Here is a 20,885-nt window from a genome sequence, read left to right as displayed (position 1 = left end):
ACCATGGCAGAGAACACCTACAGCATCCTCGACCCGTTTTCCGCGGTTGATCTGGGGCTCGCGGAATCGGCGGACGGGGTCAAGCAGTGGGCGATTGCCAACCGCGCGCTGATCCAGCCGGTGAAGAAGTTCTTCAACGAGATGATCGTCGGCATCGACACCGCGCTGAATGCGGTGCCGCCGCTGGTGATGCTGGCGATCCTGATCCTGATCGCCTGGCAGGCAGCGGGCCGCCGGGTGGCGATCCTGGTCGGCGTTTCGATGTTTGCGCTCGGCTTCCTGTCGCCCAACGCCTGGGGGCTGGCGATGACCACCCTGGCGATTGTGGTCTCGGCGGTGATCCTGTGCTTCATCATCGGCCTGCCGCTGGGGGTGCTGGCTGGCAAGAACGACCGGTTCGAGGCGGCGATGCGGCCGGTGCTGGACACCATGCAGACGATCCCGGCTTTTGTGTACCTGGTGCCCGTGGTCATGCTGATCGGCATCGGCAATGTGTCGGGCGTGATCGTGACGATCATCTTTGCGCTGCCGCCGCTGATCCGCCTCACCAGCTTGGGCATCCGCGGCGTCAATGCCTCTGTGGTGGAGGCCGCGCGCGCCTTTGGCGCCAGCCCGCGCCAGATCCTGTTCAAGGTCGAGCTGCCGCTGGCCACGCCAACCATCCTGGCCGGGGTCAACCAGACCATCATGCTGTCGCTGTCGATGGTGGTGATCGCCTCGATGATCTCGGTCAAGGGGCTGGGCAACGAGGTGCTGCGCGCCATGGGCCGGCTCGATGCGGGCAAGGCGCTGGTCGGCGGCCTCGGCATCGTGATCCTGGCCATCGTGCTGGACCGCATCACCCAGGGCATGGGCCAGTCGGGCCGTGACCGCGGCCACCGCCACTGGTGGCAGGGCGGCCCCGTTGGCGCGGTGATGCGCCTGGCCGGGAAAAACTGACTTTCTCTTTCATCTGAACACCCAAGGGAGGACTTACTTATGTTCAGGAAAACCGCTCTGGCTGCGCTGGCAGCCTCTACCATGCTGGCGGGCACTGCGTTTGCCAGCGAAAAACCCGGCGAAGGCGTCACCGTCCGCCCGGTGATCCAGTCCTATCTGGAGGAGTTCTTCCAGCACCGCATCCTGTTCCGCGCGCTGGAGGATCTGGGCTATGAGGTCGCCGAGCCGCAGGAAGTCGAGGCGCAGACCGTGCACCTGGCGCTGGGAACCGGCGATGCCGATTTCACCGCGGTGCATTGGAACACCCTGCACCACACCTTCTTCGAGGAATCCGGCGGCGACGCGGTTCTTCAAAAGGTCGGCACCCTGATCGAGGGCGCGCTGCAGGGCTATCTGATCAACAAATCCGCCTATGACGCGGGTATTCAGAACCTGGGCGACCTGACCGACCCGGAAAACGCCAAGCTGTTCGACGCCGATGGCGACGGCAAGGCGGATCTGGCCGGCTGCGTGCCGGGATGGGGCTGCGAGCGGGTGATCGAGCATCAGCTGTCCGAGTTCGGTCTGCGCGACACCGTGAACCACAACCAGGGCGCCTATAACGCCATCATCGCCGACACCATCGCCCGCAACGCGGCCGGCGAAAACGTGCTCTACTACACCTGGACGCCTTACTGGGTCTCCGGCGCGCTGGTGCCGGGCAAAGACGTGGAGTTCCTGGCGGTGCCCTACTCGTCGCTGCCTGATGGCGCCACCGCCGACACTACTTTTAACGGCAAGGACCTGGGCTTTGCGGTCGACAGCATCCGGATTGTTGCCACGGATGAGTTCCTGACCGCCAACCCGGCTGCGGCCAAGCTGTTCGAACTTGCCAAGATCGACATCAACGACATCTCGGCCCAGAACAAGCTGATCGCCGACGGCGAGGACAGCTCGGACGATATCGACCGCCATGTCGATGCCTGGATCGAGGCAAACCGCGAAACATACGACAGCTGGCTGGACGCGGCCCGCGCGGCGGCGGAATAATAGCAGCAATACCCGTGCCACCGGGCTGCGCGGGGCAAACCCCTCGCGCAGCCCAATCCATTTTGAGGGCAAGCCATGACCAAGACACAGCATTTTGCCTTTCTCCTGGTGGAGGAGTTCTCACATCTGGCGTTTTCCTGCGCGGTGGAACCGCTGCGGATCGCCAATCTCGTCAGCGGCAAGGATCTCTATGACTGGTCGTTCGGATCGGAGAACGGCGAGACCGCGACCTGCTCCAACGGCTCGGTGACGCTGGTGCACTACGGGTTTGACGCGATCCCGAAATGCGACCGGCTGTTTGCCCTGTCGGGTATCCATATGCGCAACCACGTGACCAAGCCGCTGTTGGCGGCGCTGCGCCGGGAGAAGGCGCGGGGGATTTCCGTCGGCGCGCTGTGCTCCGGCGCCTGGGTGCTGGCAGAGGCCGGGTTTCTCAATGGCATGCAGGCGGCGATCCACTGGGAGTACCACGACAGCTTCATGGAGGCGTTTCCGGAGGTGAACCTGGTGCGCAGCGTGTTTGTGGCGGATGAAAAGCATGTGACCGCCTCCGGCGGCACCGCCACGGCGGACCTGATGCTGCACCTGATCGAGCGCGAGCACGGCTATGATCTGGCCGTCGCGGTGGCCGACCAGATGGTCTATAACGCGGTGCGCAACGCCACCGCAGAGCAGCGCGTGTCGCTGCAATCGCGCAACGGTATGCGCAACGCCCACCTGGCCCGCGCCATCCAGATGATGCACGACCATATCAGCGACCCGGTGTCGCCCTCGGTGATCGCCGAGGAAATCGGCATCTCCACCCGCCAGTTGGAGCGGCTGTTCGGCAAATACCTCAACACCTCACCCAAGAAATATTCGATGGAGATGCGGCTGGAGCGCGCCCGCAATCTGCTGATCCAGACCGAGGCTTCGGTGACAGACGTGGCGCTGTCCTGCGGCTTTGACAGCCCCGGCCATTTTTCGCGGGTCTACAAGGCGGCCTTCAACGTGACCCCGATGCTGCAGCGCGGCCGGATTGATTGAGGCAGCCGGAAACTGGTGCGGATTCCGGCCGAGCAGACGGCGGATACCTGAAAATTTCGCTCTGGCCATCAAAGGCGCATTTCCCATATTGAAATGAGAATCGCTCATCCGAGCCGCCAGCCAGGAGCCGCAGATGTCCCGCCGCTACTACAACCTGCCGCCGCTCACCACCCTGGCCGCGTTCGAGGCCGCGGCCCGGCACCTGAGCTTCAAGAACGCGGCGCAGGAATTGTCCGTGACCCCCGGCGCCGTCAGCCATCAGGTGAAGGCGCTGGAGGCGGAGCTGCAGGCGCCGCTGTTCCAGCGCAAGCACCGCGGCGTGGAGCTGACGGAGGAAGGAGAGGCGCTGTTTGAAACCCTGGCGTCCTCGTTCTCCAAGATTTCCCTCAGCCTCAAGACCATTCGCGACCGCCAGACCGGCGACACCGTGACCATCGGCTCCACCTCCGCGGTTGCCTCGCTTTGGCTGTCGCCCTCGGTGGTGCGCTTCTGGCGGCAGCACCCGGATGTGAACGTCAACCAGATCGTCAACGACCGGCCGCTGCGCAGCATGCCGGATGTGGATTTCTACATCCGTTACGGGCGCGAGCGGGATACCCGTCTGGAGCAGACAGAGCTGTACCGCGACCACCTGGTGCCGGTCGGCAATGCGGATCTGGCGGAGAAACTCACCGGCTGCCCCTTGGAGGAATTGGCCCAGCAGCGGCTGTTGCATCTTGAGTCCGACGACAGGAGCTGGACCACCTGGACCGACTGGTTCCAGCAGCTGGGCTATGACGGCCCCATTGCGCCCGGCGTGCGGGTGAACAACTATTCGGTGGCGCTGCAGGCGGCGCAGGACGGGGCAGGGCTGGCTCTGGGCTGGCAGCGGCTGCTGAATCCGTTGCTGACAACAGGCCAGCTGGTGCCGATCGGTCCGCATGTGCTGGCGGCGCCGCACGGGTTTCACCTGGTGGGCCGGCCGGATGCGGATCTGTCGGAATCCGCCCGTTTGCTTCGCAATTGGGTGATTGACGAGGTCAATCGAAGCTCGGGTGAATCCAGCTAATCCCAACGCGAAAATTCCTGATATTGAGTGAATCCCCTCTCTCCTTTCAATGGCGCAAAACACGCACATCTTTTTTCTGCCTTGGAGAGACCCCAGATGAACAAGCATGACACGCTTGCCCCGGTGATGGCTCCGGTCAACGTGGCCAACGGCCTGCCGAACGCCCATTACATCGACCCCGCCGTCTTTGCCGAAGAAAAACGCTCGGTTCTGTTCAAGAACTGGTCGGGCATCGGTTTTGGCAAGGACGTGCCGGAGCCGGGCTATGCCAAGCCGGTGGATTTCCTGGGCATGCCGCTGCTGATCGTGCGCGACAAGGACGGCGAGATCGGCGTCTTTCAGAACACCTGCCGCCACCGCGGCATGATCCTGGTCGAGAAGGCCGGCAAGATTCGCGGCGCCATCCGCTGCGCTTATCACAGCTGGTGCTATGGCCTGGACGGCCGCCTGGTCTCCACCCCGCACGTCGGCGGCCCCGGCAACAACAAGCATGAAGACATCAAGCTGGATGAGCTGGGCCTGGTGCGCATCCGCTCCTATGTCTGGCGCGACGTGGTGTTCGTGAACGTCGACGGCACCGCGCCGGAGTTCGAGGAGGCCCACGCCGGCCTGCTGGAACGTTGGAAGGAATTCAACACCCCGGTGCATCACGGCGGCGAAGGCTCCGGCTTCAAGCTGGAGGTGAAAACCAACTGGAAGCTGGCGGTAGAGAACTACTGCGAAAGCTACCACCTGCCGTGGGTGCATCCGGGCCTGAACAGCTATTCCCGGCTGGAAGACCACTACAACATCGAAGTGCCGGGCAAGTATTCCGGCCAGGGAACCCTGGTCTACCGCCAGCTGAAGGGCGCAAACGGCGAGCTGTTCCCGGACTTCGAGGGGCTCAGTAGCAAGTGGGATGAGGGCGGCGAATACACCGCCGTCTATCCCAACGTCCTGCTGGGCGTGCAGCGCGATCATGCCTTTGCGATCATCCTGGAGCCGGTCGACACCGAAAACACTGTTGAGCATATCGAGCTCTACTATTCCAAATCCCCGGAAGAGACCCCGGAGCTGGAAGACCTGCGCACCGAGAACGCCAAACTGTGGAAGACCGTGTTCGAGGAAGACGTGTTTGTCGTCGAGGGCATGCAGAAGGGCCGCCACGGCGAGCTGTTTGACGGCGGCCGTTTCTCGCCTGCGATGGACGGGCCGACCCACAATTTCCACGCCTGGGTGGCAGATCAGGTGACCAAAGGCCGCGAGGCATGAGTTCTCTCCTGAAAGACGGGCTGGCCAGGAATTTCCTGGCCGGTGCCTGGGTCGAAGGCGACGGCGGTGCGCGCATGGCGGTCGAGGATCCGGGCAACGGCAGCCATGTGGCCGACTGTGCGCTGGCGGGCGAGAAAACCCTCGCCAAAGCGCTGGACGCGGCGCGGGCGAGTTTCGAGCGTGGCGACCTAGCCGCGATGAAACCCGCCAAGCGCGGCCAGCTGATGCAGCGCATCGCGGCAGAGATCCGGGGCATTGCCGACGAGGGTGCTGAACTTCTGTGCCTCGAAAGCGGCAAGAGCCTCAGCGCCGCGCATGACGAGTTTGAGGAGGCCGCGCAGTATTTCGAATACTACGGCGGCATGGCCGACAAGATCGAAGGCAAGTCGATCCCGCTCGGCCCCGACTACGCCGATTACACGGTCTATGAGCCCTACGGGGTTTCTGCCCAGATCGTGCCGTGGAACTTCCCGGTGTCGATCGCCGCACGCTCCTTGGCCCCTGCGATGGCGGCGGGCAACTCGGTGATCATCAAGTCGCCAGAGCTGGACCCGATGGCGCTGGCGATGCTGGGCGTGGCGCTGGAACGCGCCGAGGTCCCCGCGGGGACGGTCTCGATCCTGAACGGTATCGGCTCTGAACTGGGCGCACGGCTGGTCGAAAGCTCCGCCGTGGATCAGATCGTCTTCACTGGCTCGGTGCCGACCGGCCAGGCCATCCTGCGCGCCGCCGCCAACCCGGTGACACCTGCGCTGATGGAGCTGGGCGGCAAATCCGCTGCTGTGGCCTTTGAGGATGCCAATCTGGACACGCTGATGTCCTCCCTGCAAAGCGGCATCTTCTACAACGCCGGCCAGGTCTGCTCGGCCATGTCGCGGGTGCTGGTGCACCGCTCGATTTATGACGAGGCGGTCGAACGCGCCGCTGCGCTGGCAAACGGCCTCAGCGTCGGGCACGGGCTGGAAAACCCTGGCCTGACCCCGGTGATCTCTGCCCGGCAGCTGGATGGCATCGAAACCCTGACCGCCACTGCCCGCCAAAGCGGCGCCCGCGCGGCATCCGGCGGTGCCCGGCTGGAGCGGGAAGGCTACTTCATGGCGCCGACCATCCTCGCGGATGTGGACCCGGCGGCCCGCGTGGCTCAGGAGGAGATCTTTGGCCCCGTCACCTGCTTCACGCCGTTTGACACGGAAGTCGAGGCAATCGCAATGGCAAACGGCACCGAGTTCGGGCTGGTCGCGGGCGTCTTCACCCGCGATCTGGCGCGGGCGCACCGGGTGGCGAACCGTCTGCGCGCCGGGCAGGTGTTTGTGAACGAATGGTTCGCGGGCGGCATCTCCACCCCGTTCGGCGGGGTCGGCAAATCCGGCTTTGGCCGCGAAAAGGGACTGGAGGCGCTCTATAACTACGTGCGCACCAAGAACATCGCGATCTCGCTGAAGGGCTGAGGAATGGAGCGTGCAGATCTCGACCGGGCGCTCCTTAAGGCGCATGAGGACAAGGACAGCGCAGAGCTGGTCCGGCTTTACACGCTGGCCGGTGACATGGCCGAAGAGGCGGGCAGTATTGATGCCGCCTGCTTCTACCTGACCCACGCATTCGTATTTGCGCTGGAGGCCGGGCTGCCGGAAGCGAAAGAGCTGAACCGCCGTCTGGCAGAGCGGGGCCGGGCGCATCCGCTGGAGCTCTGACACAAGTTTCAGGCTGTTGTCCCCGCGGGGGCAATGGTCTGTTTTGGCCGGCAGGGGAGGGCCGGCCAATCTGATTACCGGCACATGCCGCGTTCGCTACCGTTCACGCGGCATGTGCCAGAATTTTTGATTTCGCATGTTCAGGGAGCCCAAAACCGGAATCCGTTTGCGGGCAGCATGCTTGGAGGGAGAAAGACTCATGATCCCCAGCAAAATGGCGGCGGTCCTGCTGACCGGCCACGGCGGCATCGACAAACTGGAATACCGCACCGATGTGCCGGTGCCGCAGCCCGGATCGGGTGAGGTGCTGATCCGCGTTGCGGCGGCGGGCATCAACAACACCGATATCAATACCCGCATCGGCTGGTACTCAAAGGCGGTCGACGCCGACACCAATGCGGGCGGCGCCAGCGGCTTTGACAGTGTGAACGACGATGACGCCAGCTGGTCCGGCAAGCCGCTGGAGTTCCCCCGCATTCAAGGCGCGGATGCCTGCGGGCATATCGCGTCAGTGGGGGAGGGCGTCGATGCCTCCCGCATCGGCGAGCGGGTGCTGGTCCGCAACATGCTGCGGACCTATGTCGACTACCGGCCCTATGAATGCTGGACTTTCGGCAGCGAATGCGATGGCGGCTTCGCCCAGTTTGCGGTGGCCCCTGCGCGCGAAACCCATTCGGTGAGCTGCGACTGGTCCGATGCCGAGCTGGCCTCGATCCCCTGCGCCTATTCCACGGCGGAAAACATGCTGCACCGCGTTGGCCTGGGCGCAGAAACCGTGCTGATCTCCGGTGCGTCTGGCGGCGTCGGCTCTGCCGCTGTGCAATTGGCAAAACGCCGCGGCGCTACTGTGATCGCGCTGTCCTCTGCCGCCAAAGCCGAGGAGGTTCTGGCACTTGGCGCTGACAAGGTTGTCGACCGCAACGCGGATCTGGTCGAGGAACTGGGTGAAGGCTCCACCGACGTGGTGGTCGATCTGGTTGCCGGGCCGCAGTGGCCGTCATTTCTGGACGTTTTACGGCGCGGCGGGCGTTACGCCACCGCCGGTGCCATCGCCGGGCCGATCAGCGAGATCGACGTGCGCACGCTCTACCTCAAGGACCTGACGCTGATGGGCTGCACCTTCCAGGAGGACGAAGTGTTCGCCAATCTGATCTCCTACATCGAAGCCGGCGAAATCCGCCCGCTGGTGGCCAAGACCTATCCGCTGAATGAAATTGCCGCCGCGCAGGAGGATTTCCTGAGCAAGAAGCACACCGGCAAGCTGGTGCTGATGATCCCGGAGGTTTCCGAATGAAGATCAGGAAAATCGAGCTGTACCAGCTGGATCTGCCCTATTCCGGCGGCGTCTACATGCTGTCGGGCGGGCGGGAGTACCGCAGCTTTGATGCATCCTTCGTGCGCATCACCACTGACACGGGCCTCGAGGGCTGGGGTGAAAGCACGCCGTTCGGCTCCACCTATATCGCGTCGCACGCGATGGGGGCGCGGGCGGGTATTGCCGAGATTGCGCCCTATCTGCTGGGCCGCGATCTTCGGCAGATGGACCGGATCAATGAGGCGATGGACGAGGCGCTCTTGGGCCATAACCATGCCAAGTCTGCAATTGATCTGGCCTGCTGGGACCTGTTCGGAAAGTCGGTGAACATGCCGGTTTGCGAGCTGCTGGGCGGTTCGACGGGCAAGCGCCTGCCGGTGATCTCCTCAATCTATGCCGGAACACCGGAGGGCATGCGCGCCCGCGTCGCGCAGCACCGCGAGATGGGGTATCTGGGCCATTCGGTGAAGATCGGCGCGCTTGATGCCGAAGGCGGCCCGGCGCTGGACGCCGCGCGCATCCGTGCGTCGCTGGCCGACCGGCAGCCGGGCGAGTTCTTTCTGGTTGATGCCAATGGCGGGCTGACGCCGGAAACCGCGCTGCGCATGCTGCGGATGCTGCCGGAGGGGCTGGACTTCGTGCTGGAGGCGCCCTGCAAAACCTGGCGCGAGACCATGTCGCTGCGCAAGCGCTGCAACGTGCCGATCATCCTGGATGAGCTGGTGCAGCAGGATGAGGACATCGTCCTGATGCTGGCGGAAGATGTGGCCGACGGCATCGGCCTCAAGATCTCCAAGGCCGGCGGGCTGACCCATGGGCGGCGGCACCGGGACATGTGCGTGGCCGCGGGCGCGACCGTCAGCGTGCAGGATACCGTTGGGTCTGTGGTCGCGTTCTCCGCCATCGCCCATCTGGGTGCGACGGTGCCTGAGCGCTCCTTGCGCTGCATTCTGGACTGCCGCGATATGGTGACGCTGAAAACGGCGGAATTCGATGCGCCGGTCAAGGACGGGGGTGTGCTGGTTCCGGATGCGCCGGGGCTGGGCATCACCGTTGACCGGGATCTGATGGGCGAACCGCTGGCCGTCTGGGACGCCTGACTAAGCAGTATTTGGTAGAATCAGTTTCAACGGCCTGTTGAGACTGACAGGCAGACTGGCCCGCCTAGGCGGCGCCTGCGGGAACGGCGGTGCCGTTTCCGCCTGTCCGCTTTGACGGTTTCCCGGAGGCCGTGAGCGCCAACAGTCTGATAAAAGCGCGCAGTGCACAGGAAATTGGGGAACAGGCGGGGCCACAGCCTTGCCAATCGGTGCCGAATTTGATTCGAGTGCGCCGGAAATCAGGACAGGCTGTGCGGATGTGCGGAAAACGGCGTTTTGTGCGTTTTCTTTGCCGCCGCTGCCGGAACGGGGTAAGAACCGCCTCGGGATTCGGCCTTGGAGGGACGTAGCGCAAATATGAAGACATTTAACTTGAGAAAGGGGCTGGATCTGCCGGTGACAGGCGCACCGGAGCAGGTGATCCACGACGGCCCCGCCATCACCTCGGTGGCCGTGCTGGGCCCCGACTATGTGGGCCTCAAGCCCCGCATGTTGGTGCAGGAAGGCGAGGAGGTCCGCCGCGGCACCCCGCTGTTCTGCCACAAGGATGCAGAGGCCGCGATGATGGTGGCGCCGATGACCGGCAAGGTCGTGGCAATCAACCGCGGCGCCCGCCGGGTGCTGGAGAGCGTGGTGATCGCGATTTCCGACGCCGGAGACACCGGTGTGGATTTCTCTGCCACCGGCAATGCCGATACCGCCGAAGGCCTGACCGAGAAGCTCTGCGCTGCTGGCCTTTGGACATCCTTCCGCACCCGTCCCTATTCCAAGATGCCGCAGCCGGGCTCCAAGCCCGCGGCGATTTTTGTGACCGCAATGGACAGCGAGCCGCTGGCCGCGGACGCCGCCGTGATCATCAACGATGCGGCTGAGGCGTTTGAGGCGGGCCTGAAGGCGCTGACCGTGCTGACAGACGGCACCACCTATCTGTGCCAGAAAGCGGGTGACAGCATTCCGGGCACTGGCATTGCCGGTGTCGAGGCCGCCGCGTTCTCCGGCCCGCATCCGTCGGGCCTGGCCGGGACCCACATCCACTTCCTGCACCCCGTGCGCGCTGACGATCAGGTCTGGACCGTTTCCTATCAGGACGTGATCGCCATCGGCCGCCTGCTGCTGACCGGCCACCTGGACCCCTCCACCGTGGTTGCCATTGCCGGTCCCGCTGCACGGTCGCCGCGTCTGGTCCGCACCGTTATGGGCGCCTCCACCGATGAGCTGACCCGCGGCGAAATCGCCTCGGACGATCCGGTCCGGGTGATCTCCGGCTCGATCCTGTCGGGCCGGCAGGCGGCTGGTGCGCTGGCCTTTCTTGGCCGCTTCGCCCGCCAGGTGGCGATCATCGAGGAAGACCGCAAGCAGATCCCGCTGGGCTGGATCCGTCCGATGGGCGGCAAATACGCGGTGCAGCCGGTGCTGGGCTCGGCGCTCAGCCGCAAGCTGTTTGCCCTCACCAGCAACCTCAACGGCGGCCGCCGGGCGATGGTGCCCACCGGCACCTTTGAGCGGCTGATGCCGCAGGACTACCTGCCGACACAGCTGCTGCGCGCGCTGCTGGTGATGGACACCGACACCGCACAGGCGCTGGGTGCGCTGGAGCTCGACGAAGAGGACATGGGCCTCGTCGGCTTTGCCTGCCCGGCCAAGTACGAATACGGGCTGGCGCTGCGCGACTGCCTGACCAAGATTGAAAAGGAGGGCTGAGCCGGATGGGATTGCGCAGCTTCTTTGACAGGATCGAGCCGCATTTCGAGAAGGGGGGCAAGTACGAAAAGCTCTTCCCCGTCTACGAGATGGTGGAGTCCTTCCTTTACACCCCGAAAACCGTCACCTCGGTGGCGCCGCATGCCCGCTCATACGTCGATATGAAGCGGATCATGACCTATGTGGTGATCGCCACCATCCCCTGCATCCTGTGGGGCATGTGGAACACCGGCTATCAGGCGAACTCGGCAATTGCCGCGCTTGGCGCCGACGCGGCCACCGGCTGGCGGATTGCGCTCTTGCAGATGTTCGGCATCTCGCTGGATGCGGCGAACCCGATGGCCAATATCGCGCACGGCTTCCTGTATTTCCTGCCGATCTACGTCGTGACGCTGGTTGCGGGCGGTATCTTCGAGGTGATCTTTGCCACCGTCCGCGGCCACGAGGTCAACGAGGGCTTCCTTGTGACCTCGATGCTTTACACCCTGATCCTGCCGGCATCGACGCCGCTGTGGCAGGTGGCGCTTGGCATCATCTTCGGCGTGGTGATCGGCAAGGAAGTCTTTGGCGGCACCGGCAAGAACTTCCTGAACCCGGCACTGGTGGGCCGTGCGTTCCTGTATTTCGCCTATCCTGCCAACATGTCGGGCGACGCTGTCTGGACACCGGTTGACGGCTTCTCCGGTGCGACCGCGCTGGGTGTCACCGCCGCCGACGGCATGCAGGCGCTGGCCGCCAAGGGCATCGAATGGTCGGACGCGTTCTTTGGCACCATCCAGGGCAGCTTCGGCGAGACCTCGACGCTGGCCTGCGCCATCGGCTTGGGTTTCCTGCTGTTCACCAGAATCGCCAACTGGCGCCTGATCGTCGGCTGCCTGGCGGGCATGATCGCCTTCTCAGTGTTGCTGAACCTCATCGGCTCCGATACCAACCCGATGTTTGCGATGCCGTGGTACTGGCACCTGGTGCTGGGCGGCTATGCCTTTGGCCTGGTGTTCATGGTTACCGAACCCGTGTCCGCATCCCACACCAACGCGGGCCGCTACATCTACGGTGCCCTCATCGGGGTGATGGTAGTGCTGATCCGGGTGCTGAACCCGGCCTTCCCCGAAGGCATGATGCTGGCGATCCTGTTCGGCAACGTCTTTGCACCGCTGATCGATTACTTCGTCGTGCAGGCCAACATCAAACGGAGGGCGCGCCGCCATGGCTGATACCCAAAGCAAGGGCCTGATTGGCCGCTTCCTCGCCGCATCGCCGGATTCCGTCGGCAAGACCATCTTCATCGCTGTTGCCGTCTGCCTGGTGGCTTCGATGATCGTGTCCACCGCCGCGGTGTCCCTGCGCCCGGTGCAGGAGATCAACAAGAAACGCGACAAGCAGCTGAACGTTCTGCAGGTGGCGGGGCTCTATGAGCCCGGCATCAAGGTGGCTGAGGCGTTCGCCGCCTTCGAACCGCAGGTGCTGGACCTGGAAACCGGCCAGTTCACCGACCAGTTCGACGCCGCCAGCTTTGATGATCTGGCCGCCGCGCAGGACCCGGAGCTGAGCCGCGCGCTGGAAAACGATCCGGCGGGCATCGGCCGCCAGTCGCGCTACAAGACCGTTTACCTGCTGCGGGAGGATAACGGCGATCTGGACAAGGTGATCCTGCCGGTCCACGGCTACGGTCTGTGGTCCACCCTCTACGGCTTCATCGCGGTTGAGGAAAACGGCAACGACATCTTTGGCCTGCAGTTCTATCAGCACGGCGAAACCCCGGGTCTCGGCGCCGAGGTGGACAACCCGCGCTGGAAGTCCCTGTGGAGCGGCAAGAAGCTGCATGACGACAGCGGCGAATTGCAGATCAGCGTTGCCAAGGCGCAGGGTCCGGCCGGGCCGGAGCATCACATTGATGCGCTGGCCGGTGCGACGCTGACCTCTGTCGGCGTGGACAACCTGGTGAAATTCTGGATGGGCGAAGAGGGCTACGCACCCTTCCTGGCCGCCCTTAAAGCGGGAGAGCTCTGATGGCGCAGACCAAGAAAGACATGCTGGTCGACCCATTGGTCGACAACAACCCGATCACGCTGCAGGTTCTTGGCATCTGCTCGGCGCTGGCGGTGACCTCCTCTCTGCAGGTGGCGTTTGTGATGACCCTGGCGGTGACCTTCGTGACCGCGTTCTCGTCGATGTTCATCTCGATCCTGCGGAACCAGATCCCCAGCTCGATCCGGATCATCGTGCAGATGGTGATTATCGCCTCGCTGGTGATCCTGGTGGATCAGGTGCTGAAGGCCTATGCCTTTGAGATCTCCAAGACCCTATCGGTCTTCGTGGGCCTGATCATCACCAACTGTATCGTGATGGGCCGCGCCGAAGCGTTTGCCATGAGCAACCCGCCGGTGGCCTCCTTCATCGACGGCCTTGGCAACGGCATGGGCTATGGCCTGATCCTGATGCTGGTCGGCATCATCCGCGAACTGTTCGGCTCCGGCTCCCTGTTCGGCATCACCATCCTGGAAACCGTGAACAACGGCGGCTGGTATGTCCCGAACGGCATGCTGCTGCTGCCGCCCTCGGCGTTCTTCGTGATCGGCCTGCTGATCTGGGGTTTCCGCACCTGGAAGCCGAACCAGGTCGAAGAGCGTGAATATAAAATCCAGAATGTGGAGGCGCACTGATGGAAGGGCTGATTTCACTCGCCGTTAAGGCCATCTTTGTCGAGAACCTCGCGCTCTCCTTCTTCCTGGGCATGTGCACCTTCATCGCGGTGTCCAAGAAGATTTCCACTGCGCTGGGTCTGGGGATTTCGGTGATGCTGGTTCAGGCGATCACCGTGCCGACCAACAACCTGCTGCTGACCTACCTCTTGAAGCCGGGCGCCCTGGCCTGGGCGGGTTTCCCGGATGTGGATCTGACCTTCCTCGGCCTGATCTCCTATATCGGGGTGATTGCGGCAATGGTGCAGATCCTGGAGATGATCCTCGATAAGTATTTCCCGCCGCTTTACAACGCGCTGGGGGTGTTCCTGCCGCTGATCACGGTGAACTGCGCCATCCTGGGCGGTTCGCTGTTCATGGTGGAACGCGACTACAACTTCGCGGAAGCAACCACTTACGGCCTCTCCTCCGGCTTTGGCTGGGCGCTGGCGATCACCGCGATGGCGGGCGTGCGCGAGAAGCTGAAGTATTCCGACGTGCCGGACGGCCTGCAGGGCCTGGGCATCACCTTTATCACCGCGGGTCTGATGGCGATGGCCTTCATGTCCTTCAGCGGCGTCAAACTGTAAGGGAGCGTCTGAAGTTATGGAAACTTTCTCGCTCGGCGTTGTCCTGTTCACGTTGATTGTGCTGGCGCTAGTGGCCATCATCCTGGCCGCCCGTTCCCGCCTGGTCGCGTCCGGCAACGTCAACATCACCATCAACGGTGAAAAAACCATCTCAGTCCCGGCTGGCGGCAAGCTGCTGCAAACGCTGGCGGCAGAGAAACTGTTCGTCCCTTCCGCCTGCGGCGGCGGCGGCACCTGTGCCCAATGCCGGGTGAAAGTGCATTCCGGCGGCGGTTCGATCCTGCCGACCGAAGAAAGCCACATCACCAAGCGCGAAGCTGCCTGCGGCGACCGCCTGTCCTGCCAGGTTGCGGTTAAGCAGGACATGGAAGTCGAGGTCCCCGAGGAGGTCTTCGGCGTCAAGAAGTGGCGCTGCAAGGTGCGCTCCAACGACAACGTGGCGACCTTCATCAAGGCGCTGGTTCTGGAGCTGCCCGAAGGCGAGGACGTGAATTTCCGCGCCGGCGGCTACATCCAGATCGAGGCGCCAGCGCACCAGCTCTCATACACCGATTTCGATGTGCAGGAAGAATACCGCGAGGACTGGGACCGCTTTAACCTGTGGCAGTACAAATCCGTCGTGGATGAGCCGGTCGAGCGCGCCTATTCGATGGCGAACTACCCGGACGAGAAGGGCATCATCATGCTGAACGTCCGCGTCGCCTCGCCGCCTCCGGGCAGCAGCGACATTCCGGCAGGCAAGATGTCGTCCTACATCTTCAACCTGAAGCCGGGCGACGAAGTCACCATCTCCGGTCCGTTCGGCGAGTTCTTCGCCCGTGAGACCGAGAAGGAAATGGTGTTCATCGGCGGCGGTGCCGGCATGGCGCCGATGCGCTCCCACATCTTCGACCAGCTGAAACGGCTGGAGAACCGCAACCGCAAGATCAGCTTCTGGTACGGTGCGCGCTCGAAGAAGGAGATGTTCTTTGTCGAGGACTTCGATCAGCTGGCCGAGGAGTTCGACAACTTCGAATGGCACGTCGCCCTGTCCGACGCGCAGCCGGAGGACGACTGGAAAGGCTACACCGGCTTCATCCACAACGTTCTGTACGAGGAATACCTCAAGAACCACCCGGCGCCGGAAGACTGCGAATTCTACATGTGCGGCCCGCCGATCATGAACCAGTCGGTGATCAACATGCTGCTGGATCTGGGCGTGGACCGCGAGGACATCATGCTGGACGATTTCGGCGGCTGAGCCGGAGCGCAGAGGGGAAAATCAAAAGCCCCGGATGGAAACATCCGGGGCTTTCTTGTGTCTTCCGGCCGGCGCAGGGTAGAGGGTGCCATCCGTACACCCCCTGTGCACCGGCTGTGCAGCAGACGGCGGGCGCTTACTGCGCCTTCATCTCGGTGACGATCCGGATACTGATCGGACCGGTTGAGAACGCGCCCACGCCAAAGGCCTGATGGTCGATGGTGGTGGTGGCCTCAAACGCAGCCCAGTCGCCCTTGTAGTAGTCAAAAACCCCAGCCAGCGGATGGTCGCCGAAATGCGTCATTGTTGTTTCCAGCACAACCGGCTGCGTCGTGCCGTGAATGGTCAGGTCGCCGGTGACGTTGGCCGTGTTTTCGCCGGTTTTTTCCACGCTGGTGCTGACAAAGGTGATTTCCGGGTAAGTGGCTGTTTCAAGGAAATTCGCACTGGCAAGGTCATCGTCCAGCGGTTCGAAACCGGTAGCAAGACTGTCCGTTTGGATTGTCACGTTCAGGGACGCCGCTTCCGGGTTTTCCGGATCGAGTTCCAAGGTGCCGTCTACTTGGGTGAATTCGCCGCTTTGGACAGATACCCCTGCATGGCTCCAGCTGAAGTGGACTTCAGTATGACCCTGGTCGGTTTTGTAGGTTGCGGCCAAGGCGGCGGGGGCTGCCAGCAATGCGGCGGCTGCGAGGGGAGCAATCTTGATCATCATGACGGTATCCCTGTCTGATTTCAGTCTTGGTGCAATTTTGAACTTCGGGCGGCATTGTATGCATTGAACCCTGTATAGATGCTATGGCATCTATTGGAGTGTATCCACAGGCAACTGGCCCGGCAGCCAGTTCGCTCACCAACTCGTGAAGGCAAATGACACCAAGCAAACGGGAAACCGAAATCTGGATCCTTTTGAACCGGGCCCACCGCCAGGCGCACCGTGAGATGGAAGCGGAGCTGCGGGAGGCCGGTCTGCCGGCGCTTCGGTGGTATGATGTGCTGTGGGGGATCGAAATGGCGGGGGAGGGCGGAGTGCGCGCCTTTGAGCTGACCAGAAACCTGCTGTTCGAACAGTCCAACCTGTCGCGCATTCTGGCGCAGATGATCAAACAAGGGCTGGTGCGCGAAACGGTTTTTGAGCAGGACCGGCGCGGTAAATTACTGCACATCACCGCTGAGGGTGCGGCGCTGCGCCTGAAGATGTGGGCGATCTATGGCCCCGCGATCAAGCGCAAGATGGAGGCGCTGGCCGGGGCCGGAGACCTGCAGGCGTTTCTGGAACACCTGCAGGAGACGGGCGGCGGCCCATTTCCCTGATCCGCCGCTGCCGCAAACCTTAAGTCAGCCGACGATCATCTGCTTCATGCGCAGGGCTTCGTATTCCAGCTCCTTCAACCGGAAGTTCACCACGTCGCCGACGGTGATCATGCCGCAGAGGTGGCCGTCCTTTTCCACCGGCAGGTGACGGAAGCGGCCTTCGTTCATCACCTTGGCGACATCGATCAGCAGGTCGTCAGGCGCGCAGGTCTGCACCTCGCGGGTCATGATGTCCTCGACCAGCTGCGGCAGGGTGTGGCCCGGCGTTTCCGCCAGGCGGCGCACGATGTCGCGTTCCGAGAGGATGCCCTGCAGCGCGCCGTTCTGGTCGGTCACCACCAGCGCGCCGATGCGCTTCTCCTTCAGCGCCTCCACCGCGTGGCCGACCGTATCATTCGGCCGGATCGAGAAGATCGCATCGCCCTTGGCCTCCAGCAGCTTGGCGACAGTGGACTGTTCATGCGACAAATTCGACTCGGCCGACTGGCTGTGGCTTTCCTGCCCGGCCTTGTCGCCCCGGGTGGGAGGCTGGTATGAGAACGGTGCCATGCGCGGGGTTTCCTCCTGTATCCTGCATCAGGTCATACCCCCATCTTAGCGGCGGAATATGATCCGGGAAGGGGCGAAATGACGCGAGCGCTAACAACGGCGGAAAAACAACATGTTCGAAACCCTCTACCTGACCCCCGTGACCGGCGCCCTGACCGTGTTCCTGGTGGTGGTCTGCGGCCATCTCTACCGCCAGAACTGGAAAAATGAAGCGCCGAATGCGCGGCTCAGGGCCTGGCTTTACGGAGTGCCCGCCGCGGTTGGCCTTCTGGCGCTGGCCTTTCTTCCGCTGAAGTTCTGAGGCCTGACACCGCGCGCGGTTTGGCGCAGTTTGACTCTGGCGCGGTGCAGGGGCATAGCTGCGCCAGTTTTGCCGCCGGAGGTTGCCGAATGCCCAGCCAGATGCCGAGAAAGTTCCTGCTTGCCCTGACCCTGCCCGCGGTGCTGGCGGTGTCCGGCTGCTGGTTCGGAAGCGCGCCGGAAGAGGTGCGGCTGTCGGGCGAAACCATGGGCACCACCTACAGCGTGATCGCCATTGGCAAGGATCTGGACCAGGAGGCGCTGGGTTCCGCGGTGGAAGGCACCCTGGCGGCGGTCAATGCCAAGATGTCGAACTGGGACCCGGCGTCGGAGGTCTCCACCTTCTCAGCCGAGCGCAGCACTGCGCCGGTGCGGGTGACGCCGGAATTCGCCCATGTGCTGGCGGCGGCCAATGATGTGCACGCCAAGACCGGCGGCAAGTTTGACGTGACCCTGGGCCCGCTGATCGAGCTGTGGGGCTTTGGACCGCGTGAACCCGAGGACCCGGTGCCGTCGGAAGAGGCTATCGATGCCGCGCTGGAGGGCGTTGGGCAGGCGCGGCTGCTGGTGCTGGATGCTGAGGCCGGAACCCTGAAGAAGTCCGCGCCGGAAACCGGCATCAACCTCTCGGCCATTGCCAAGGGCTACGGCGTCGATGCAGTGGCGGAGGCGCTGCAGGGGTTCGGCATCGAGAATTACATGGTTGAGATCGGCGGCGATCTGGTCACCAAGGGCGAAAACGCCAAGGGCGAGGCCTGGCGCATCGGCATCGAGAAACCCGACGCGGCGGCGCAAACGGTGCAGCTGATCGTGCCAGTCAGCAACCATGGGCTGGCGACCTCGGGCGATTACCGCAATTACTTCGAGCATGAGGGCAAGCGCTATTCCCATATCCTTGATCCGGTGGCCGGGCGGCCGGTGACCCATGCCACCACATCGGTCACGGTGATTGCGGAAAACGCGATGCTGGCGGACGCCTGGGCCACCGCAATGCTGGTTCTGGGCCGCGAAACCGGGCTGAAGCTTGCGGAAGAGCATAAACTTGCCGTGTTTTTCATTGATCGGGACGTGCAAGCCGGCGCGGATGCCTATATGACAGCGGCAAGCAGCGCCTTCGAGGCGCTGACCGAAAACTGAAGCCGCACACCAAGCCATCCTGCGAGGGACCACCCATGAGCACCTTTCTTCTGGCCTTCATCCTGCTGCTGATCGTGACCCTGGGCATGTCGCTGGGGGTCATTCTGATGGGCAAGAAGATCAAGGGCAGCTGCGGTGGCCTGAACGCGATTTCCGGTGCCGACAAATGCGTGGTCTGCTCCAAGGACATCAACCCCGACAGCCCGCTGCGCGACAAGCTGCAGTGCAAGCGCGCCCGCAAGATGGTCGAGCAGATGGAGCGCGAGGCGCAGCAGGCCTGATCGCGGCCTGCTGCATTCGCGCCGCAGGATTTTCCTAGTCCGGTTTCTTGACCAGAACCACCGCGCTGTCCGGATCCTGATGCGGCGCCCAGCCCTTGCCCAGTGAAATCTGCAGGCGCGCCCAGGCCAGCGCCAGGTCGCGCCGGGCCGTGATCAGGTTCAGCTCGTTGTCGCGCAGGGCTTCTTCGGTGTTCAAGAGGTCGAACAGGGTGATTTCATTGGCCTTGAAGGTTTCGCGCGCCAGATCGGCGACCTTGGTTCCCAGATTGACCGCCCGCGCCTGGGCGGCGGCGCGTTCGCGGGCGGCGCGCAGGTTGCTTTGCTGCGACTGGACCTCTTCAACCGCAGTGCGCACCGCAGCGCGGTAGTCGTATTCCGTGGCCTTGGCCTCGGCAATTGCGCTCTGGTGGAAGGCGCGCAGCACCGGCCGGTTGAACAGCGGCAGGTTAAGCGCCGGGCCGATGGAATAAAGGTTATCCACACCGCGTGTGGCCTGAACCGACCCGGTGATTTCCAGCGAGGGATACAGCTCTGCCTCGGTGACGCCGATGTTCGCGGTGGCGCCGCGCAGCTGGGCCTCGGCCAGCAGCACGTCGGGGCGGTTGCGCAGCAGGGTGGCGGGCACGCCCAGTTCCGGCTGGGTGGCGGGGGAGGGCTGGCCGTAACTGCCCTGCATCATCGCGAAGACCTCGGAGGCATCGCGGTCCAAGAGCGTGGCCAGGGCATAGACCGAGGATTCGTAGCTGGCGATGAAGTTTGGCAGATCCGCCTTGGCGCTGGCGACCTGCAGCTTGGTGCGCTCCAGGTCCAGCGCCAGCACTGCGCGGGCCGCCTCCAGCTCCTTCACTGTTTGCAGGATCTGCTGGCGCAGCTGGATGGTCTTGCGGGTGACGGCGGCGCCGCGCTGGAAGAAGCGCGCCTGGATATAGGTGCGGGTGATCGCGTCGATCACCGCCAGCCGGGTGGTGGCCAGCTGGTAGAATTGCGCGTCGCGGTCCGCCACGGCCCGTTCGGAGCGGCGCTGGAACTCGCCGAACAGGTCAAAGACATAGGTGGCGCCAACGGCGGCGGTGTCGGTGCTGGTGGAGCCATCCTGCGATTCGCGGCGCGAGAAGATCGAGCTGGCCTCCAGATCGCCGCTGGCCTGCTGCGGACGGCCGGATCCGCGGCGCAACGCCTCGGCTGCGATCAGCCGTTCCTTGGCCGCCTTGAGCCCGAGGTTCTGCTGCAGGCCTGCGGCAACCAGCCGGTTCAGCGCGGGGTCGTTCAGCCCTTGCCACCAGCTCTCGGAGGCGCCTTTGGCGGTGGCATAGCTGCGGGACTGGTAATAGCTGACCGGCACCGCGAAATCGGGGCGGTGGTAGTCGATGCCGACAACGGTACAGCCGCACAGGAACGTGCCTGCCAGCAGCACGGACCGTGCTGTCCAATGGGGTTTGCTCATGTTCTGCCTCTGGGCGCCCTTTTTGGCGGGCTTTCGGGCAGCATAGCCAGCGCGGCAGCGGGCCGCGAAGCGGTTCCGGCGGTTAACAGTGTCTTTCCGGGCTACTGATGCGTCCATCCCACAGCAGGGGTTTGTCGAAAAATGACCCGCGAGGTGGCGGTTTTGGCCTATCCTGTGCGCAAAAAGGCGGGCAGGCTGCCGGATCAAACCCGCCCTTCCAATCCACTGGCAACGGCAGATGCATTCAAG

At 63.5% G+C, this 20,885-nt stretch carries 22 protein-coding genes; 19 read left to right on the top strand and 3 right to left on the bottom strand.

The features are described 5' to 3' along the window. The first annotated feature begins 3 nt into the window (after nucleotides 1–3). The 15 genes from AC58NV_RS18995 (at nucleotide 4) to nqrF (ending at nucleotide 15,611) form a co-directional block, all read left to right on the top strand. Nucleotides 4–939 (top strand): ABC transporter permease, encoded by a 936-nt coding sequence (locus AC58NV_RS18995; RefSeq protein WP_497228520.1) that lies wholly within the window; start codon nucleotides 4–6, stop codon nucleotides 937–939. 39 nt (nucleotides 940–978) lie between these two features. Next, nucleotides 979–1,968 (top strand): glycine betaine/L-proline ABC transporter substrate-binding protein ProX, encoded by a 990-nt coding sequence (proX, locus tag AC58NV_RS18990; protein WP_497228519.1) that lies wholly within the window; start codon nucleotides 979–981, stop codon nucleotides 1,966–1,968. Nucleotides 1,969–2,043: 75 nt separating this feature from the next. Beyond that, nucleotides 2,044–2,994, top strand: coding sequence for a GlxA family transcriptional regulator (locus AC58NV_RS18985; protein WP_366662921.1), 951 nt, complete (start codon nucleotides 2,044–2,046; stop codon nucleotides 2,992–2,994). Nucleotides 2,995–3,127: 133 nt separating this feature from the next. Then, a complete protein-coding gene (locus tag AC58NV_RS18980; protein WP_497228518.1) occupies nucleotides 3,128–4,042 on the top strand; it encodes a LysR substrate-binding domain-containing protein in 915 nt (304 codons plus the stop codon). 96 nt (nucleotides 4,043–4,138) lie between these two features. Beyond that, the gene (locus AC58NV_RS18975) at nucleotides 4,139–5,293 is read left to right on the top strand and encodes an aromatic ring-hydroxylating oxygenase subunit alpha (protein WP_497228517.1); all 1,155 of its coding nucleotides are present in this window, start codon (nucleotides 4,139–4,141) and stop codon (nucleotides 5,291–5,293) included. Beyond that, nucleotides 5,290–6,741, top strand: coding sequence for an aldehyde dehydrogenase family protein (locus tag AC58NV_RS18970; RefSeq protein ID WP_497228516.1), 1,452 nt, complete (start codon nucleotides 5,290–5,292; stop codon nucleotides 6,739–6,741). The genes AC58NV_RS18975 and AC58NV_RS18970 overlap by 4 nt, the downstream gene beginning before the upstream one ends. 3 nt (nucleotides 6,742–6,744) lie before the next feature. Further along, the gene (locus tag AC58NV_RS18965) at nucleotides 6,745–6,984 is read left to right on the top strand and encodes a hypothetical protein (protein WP_497228515.1); all 240 of its coding nucleotides are present in this window, start codon (nucleotides 6,745–6,747) and stop codon (nucleotides 6,982–6,984) included. 199 nt (nucleotides 6,985–7,183) lie between these two features. Continuing rightward, nucleotides 7,184–8,278: an alcohol dehydrogenase family protein gene (locus tag AC58NV_RS18960; RefSeq protein WP_497228514.1), complete on the top strand. Its 1,095-nt coding sequence runs from the start codon at nucleotides 7,184–7,186 to the stop codon at nucleotides 8,276–8,278. After that, nucleotides 8,275–9,399, top strand: coding sequence for a mandelate racemase/muconate lactonizing enzyme family protein (locus tag AC58NV_RS18955; RefSeq protein ID WP_497228513.1), 1,125 nt, complete (start codon nucleotides 8,275–8,277; stop codon nucleotides 9,397–9,399). The genes AC58NV_RS18960 and AC58NV_RS18955 overlap by 4 nt, the downstream gene beginning before the upstream one ends. Before the next feature lie 357 nt (nucleotides 9,400–9,756). Beyond that, nucleotides 9,757–11,100 (top strand): Na(+)-translocating NADH-quinone reductase subunit A, encoded by a 1,344-nt coding sequence (locus tag AC58NV_RS18950; protein WP_497228512.1) that lies wholly within the window; start codon nucleotides 9,757–9,759, stop codon nucleotides 11,098–11,100. Between the two features lie 5 nt (nucleotides 11,101–11,105). Beyond that, nucleotides 11,106–12,314, top strand: coding sequence for an NADH:ubiquinone reductase (Na(+)-transporting) subunit B (locus AC58NV_RS18945; protein WP_497228511.1), 1,209 nt, complete (start codon nucleotides 11,106–11,108; stop codon nucleotides 12,312–12,314). Next, nucleotides 12,307–13,110 carry a Na(+)-translocating NADH-quinone reductase subunit C gene (locus AC58NV_RS18940; RefSeq protein WP_497228510.1) on the top strand — a complete coding sequence of 268 codons (804 nt, stop codon included), beginning with the start codon at nucleotides 12,307–12,309 and terminating at the stop codon, nucleotides 13,108–13,110. Before AC58NV_RS18945 ends, AC58NV_RS18940 begins: the two co-directional genes overlap by 8 nt. Beyond that, on the top strand, nucleotides 13,110–13,763 hold the full coding sequence (locus tag AC58NV_RS18935; RefSeq protein WP_222505390.1) for an NADH:ubiquinone reductase (Na(+)-transporting) subunit D: 654 nt from the start codon (nucleotides 13,110–13,112) through the stop codon (nucleotides 13,761–13,763). Before AC58NV_RS18940 ends, AC58NV_RS18935 begins: the two co-directional genes overlap by 1 nt. Next, nucleotides 13,763–14,371 carry an NADH:ubiquinone reductase (Na(+)-transporting) subunit E gene (gene nqrE / locus AC58NV_RS18930; RefSeq protein ID WP_019296950.1) on the top strand — a complete coding sequence of 203 codons (609 nt, stop codon included), beginning with the start codon at nucleotides 13,763–13,765 and terminating at the stop codon, nucleotides 14,369–14,371. The genes AC58NV_RS18935 and nqrE overlap by 1 nt, the downstream gene beginning before the upstream one ends. Nucleotides 14,372–14,387: 16 nt before the next feature. Next, nucleotides 14,388–15,611, top strand: coding sequence for an NADH:ubiquinone reductase (Na(+)-transporting) subunit F (gene nqrF, locus AC58NV_RS18925; protein ID WP_497228509.1), 1,224 nt, complete (start codon nucleotides 14,388–14,390; stop codon nucleotides 15,609–15,611). A gap of 136 nt (nucleotides 15,612–15,747) precedes the next feature. Here the strand turns inward: nqrF and AC58NV_RS18920 are convergent, their stop codons facing one another. After that, nucleotides 15,748–16,326: a YceI family protein gene (locus tag AC58NV_RS18920; protein WP_497228508.1), complete on the bottom strand. Its 579-nt coding sequence runs from the start codon at nucleotides 16,324–16,326 to the stop codon at nucleotides 15,748–15,750. A 155-nt stretch (nucleotides 16,327–16,481) separates the two neighbouring features. Between AC58NV_RS18920 and AC58NV_RS18915 the strand changes: the two genes are divergently transcribed. After that, nucleotides 16,482–16,925 carry a MarR family winged helix-turn-helix transcriptional regulator gene (locus AC58NV_RS18915; protein WP_497228507.1) on the top strand — a complete coding sequence of 148 codons (444 nt, stop codon included), beginning with the start codon at nucleotides 16,482–16,484 and terminating at the stop codon, nucleotides 16,923–16,925. A 24-nt stretch (nucleotides 16,926–16,949) separates the two neighbouring features. Here the strand turns inward: AC58NV_RS18915 and AC58NV_RS18910 are convergent, their stop codons facing one another. Next, a complete protein-coding gene (locus AC58NV_RS18910) occupies nucleotides 16,950–17,474 on the bottom strand; it encodes a CBS domain-containing protein (RefSeq protein ID WP_366662906.1) in 525 nt (174 codons plus the stop codon). Nucleotides 17,475–17,586: 112 nt separating this feature from the next. Here AC58NV_RS18910 and AC58NV_RS18905 point away from each other — a divergent pair, with 112 nt between their 5' ends. From AC58NV_RS18905 to nqrM, 3 genes are all read left to right on the top strand, one after another. Continuing rightward, nucleotides 17,587–17,775, top strand: a complete 189-nt coding sequence (locus AC58NV_RS18905) for a hypothetical protein (protein WP_497228506.1) — start codon at nucleotides 17,587–17,589, stop codon at nucleotides 17,773–17,775. Between the two features lie 89 nt (nucleotides 17,776–17,864). Next, nucleotides 17,865–18,911 (top strand): FAD:protein FMN transferase, encoded by a 1,047-nt coding sequence (locus AC58NV_RS18900; protein ID WP_497228505.1) that lies wholly within the window; start codon nucleotides 17,865–17,867, stop codon nucleotides 18,909–18,911. Nucleotides 18,912–18,946: 35 nt separating this feature from the next. After that, complete coding sequence (nqrM, locus tag AC58NV_RS18895) at nucleotides 18,947–19,192, top strand: (Na+)-NQR maturation NqrM (RefSeq protein WP_497228504.1); 246 nt, start codon at nucleotides 18,947–18,949, stop codon at nucleotides 19,190–19,192. 34 nt (nucleotides 19,193–19,226) lie between these two features. Here nqrM and AC58NV_RS18890 read toward each other — a convergent pair whose 3' ends face one another. Then, a complete protein-coding gene (locus AC58NV_RS18890) occupies nucleotides 19,227–20,636 on the bottom strand; it encodes an efflux transporter outer membrane subunit (RefSeq protein WP_497228503.1) in 1,410 nt (469 codons plus the stop codon). Between the last annotated feature and the right edge of the window lie 249 nt (nucleotides 20,637–20,885).

The sequence above is a fragment of the Leisingera sp. ANG49 genome (assembly GCF_059694505.1).
This window is presented reverse-complemented; position numbering and strand designations above follow the sequence as displayed.

Excerpts from the sequence above, each read along its gene's own strand:
- nqrE (WP_019296950.1), top strand. The coding sequence starts at position 13,763 with ATGGAAGGGCTGATTTCACTCGCCGTTAAGGCCATCTTTGTCGAGAAC.
- AC58NV_RS18915 (WP_497228507.1), top strand. The coding sequence starts at position 16,482 with ATGACACCAAGCAAACGGGAAACCGAAATCTGGATCCTTTTGAACCGG.
- AC58NV_RS18965 (WP_497228515.1), top strand. The coding sequence starts at position 6,745 with ATGGAGCGTGCAGATCTCGACCGGGCGCTCCTTAAGGCGCATGAGGAC.
- AC58NV_RS18960 (WP_497228514.1), top strand. The coding sequence starts at position 7,184 with ATGATCCCCAGCAAAATGGCGGCGGTCCTGCTGACCGGCCACGGCGGC.
- proX (WP_497228519.1), top strand. The coding sequence starts at position 979 with ATGTTCAGGAAAACCGCTCTGGCTGCGCTGGCAGCCTCTACCATGCTG.
- AC58NV_RS18955 (WP_497228513.1), top strand. The coding sequence starts at position 8,275 with ATGAAGATCAGGAAAATCGAGCTGTACCAGCTGGATCTGCCCTATTCC.
- AC58NV_RS18890 (WP_497228503.1), bottom strand. The coding sequence starts at position 20,636 with ATGAGCAAACCCCATTGGACAGCACGGTCCGTGCTGCTGGCAGGCACG.
- AC58NV_RS18980 (WP_497228518.1), top strand. The coding sequence starts at position 3,128 with ATGTCCCGCCGCTACTACAACCTGCCGCCGCTCACCACCCTGGCCGCG.
- AC58NV_RS18950 (WP_497228512.1), top strand. The coding sequence starts at position 9,757 with ATGAAGACATTTAACTTGAGAAAGGGGCTGGATCTGCCGGTGACAGGC.
- AC58NV_RS18975 (WP_497228517.1), top strand. The coding sequence starts at position 4,139 with ATGAACAAGCATGACACGCTTGCCCCGGTGATGGCTCCGGTCAACGTG.
- AC58NV_RS18920 (WP_497228508.1), bottom strand. The coding sequence starts at position 16,326 with ATGATGATCAAGATTGCTCCCCTCGCAGCCGCCGCATTGCTGGCAGCC.
- AC58NV_RS18985 (WP_366662921.1), top strand. The coding sequence starts at position 2,044 with ATGACCAAGACACAGCATTTTGCCTTTCTCCTGGTGGAGGAGTTCTCA.
- AC58NV_RS18940 (WP_497228510.1), top strand. The coding sequence starts at position 12,307 with ATGGCTGATACCCAAAGCAAGGGCCTGATTGGCCGCTTCCTCGCCGCA.
- AC58NV_RS18900 (WP_497228505.1), top strand. The coding sequence starts at position 17,865 with ATGCCCAGCCAGATGCCGAGAAAGTTCCTGCTTGCCCTGACCCTGCCC.
- nqrM (WP_497228504.1), top strand. The coding sequence starts at position 18,947 with ATGAGCACCTTTCTTCTGGCCTTCATCCTGCTGCTGATCGTGACCCTG.
- AC58NV_RS18935 (WP_222505390.1), top strand. The coding sequence starts at position 13,110 with ATGGCGCAGACCAAGAAAGACATGCTGGTCGACCCATTGGTCGACAAC.
- AC58NV_RS18945 (WP_497228511.1), top strand. The coding sequence starts at position 11,106 with ATGGGATTGCGCAGCTTCTTTGACAGGATCGAGCCGCATTTCGAGAAG.
- AC58NV_RS18995 (WP_497228520.1), top strand. The coding sequence starts at position 4 with ATGGCAGAGAACACCTACAGCATCCTCGACCCGTTTTCCGCGGTTGAT.
- AC58NV_RS18910 (WP_366662906.1), bottom strand. The coding sequence starts at position 17,474 with ATGGCACCGTTCTCATACCAGCCTCCCACCCGGGGCGACAAGGCCGGG.
- AC58NV_RS18905 (WP_497228506.1), top strand. The coding sequence starts at position 17,587 with ATGTTCGAAACCCTCTACCTGACCCCCGTGACCGGCGCCCTGACCGTG.
- nqrF (WP_497228509.1), top strand. The coding sequence starts at position 14,388 with ATGGAAACTTTCTCGCTCGGCGTTGTCCTGTTCACGTTGATTGTGCTG.
- AC58NV_RS18970 (WP_497228516.1), top strand. The coding sequence starts at position 5,290 with ATGAGTTCTCTCCTGAAAGACGGGCTGGCCAGGAATTTCCTGGCCGGT.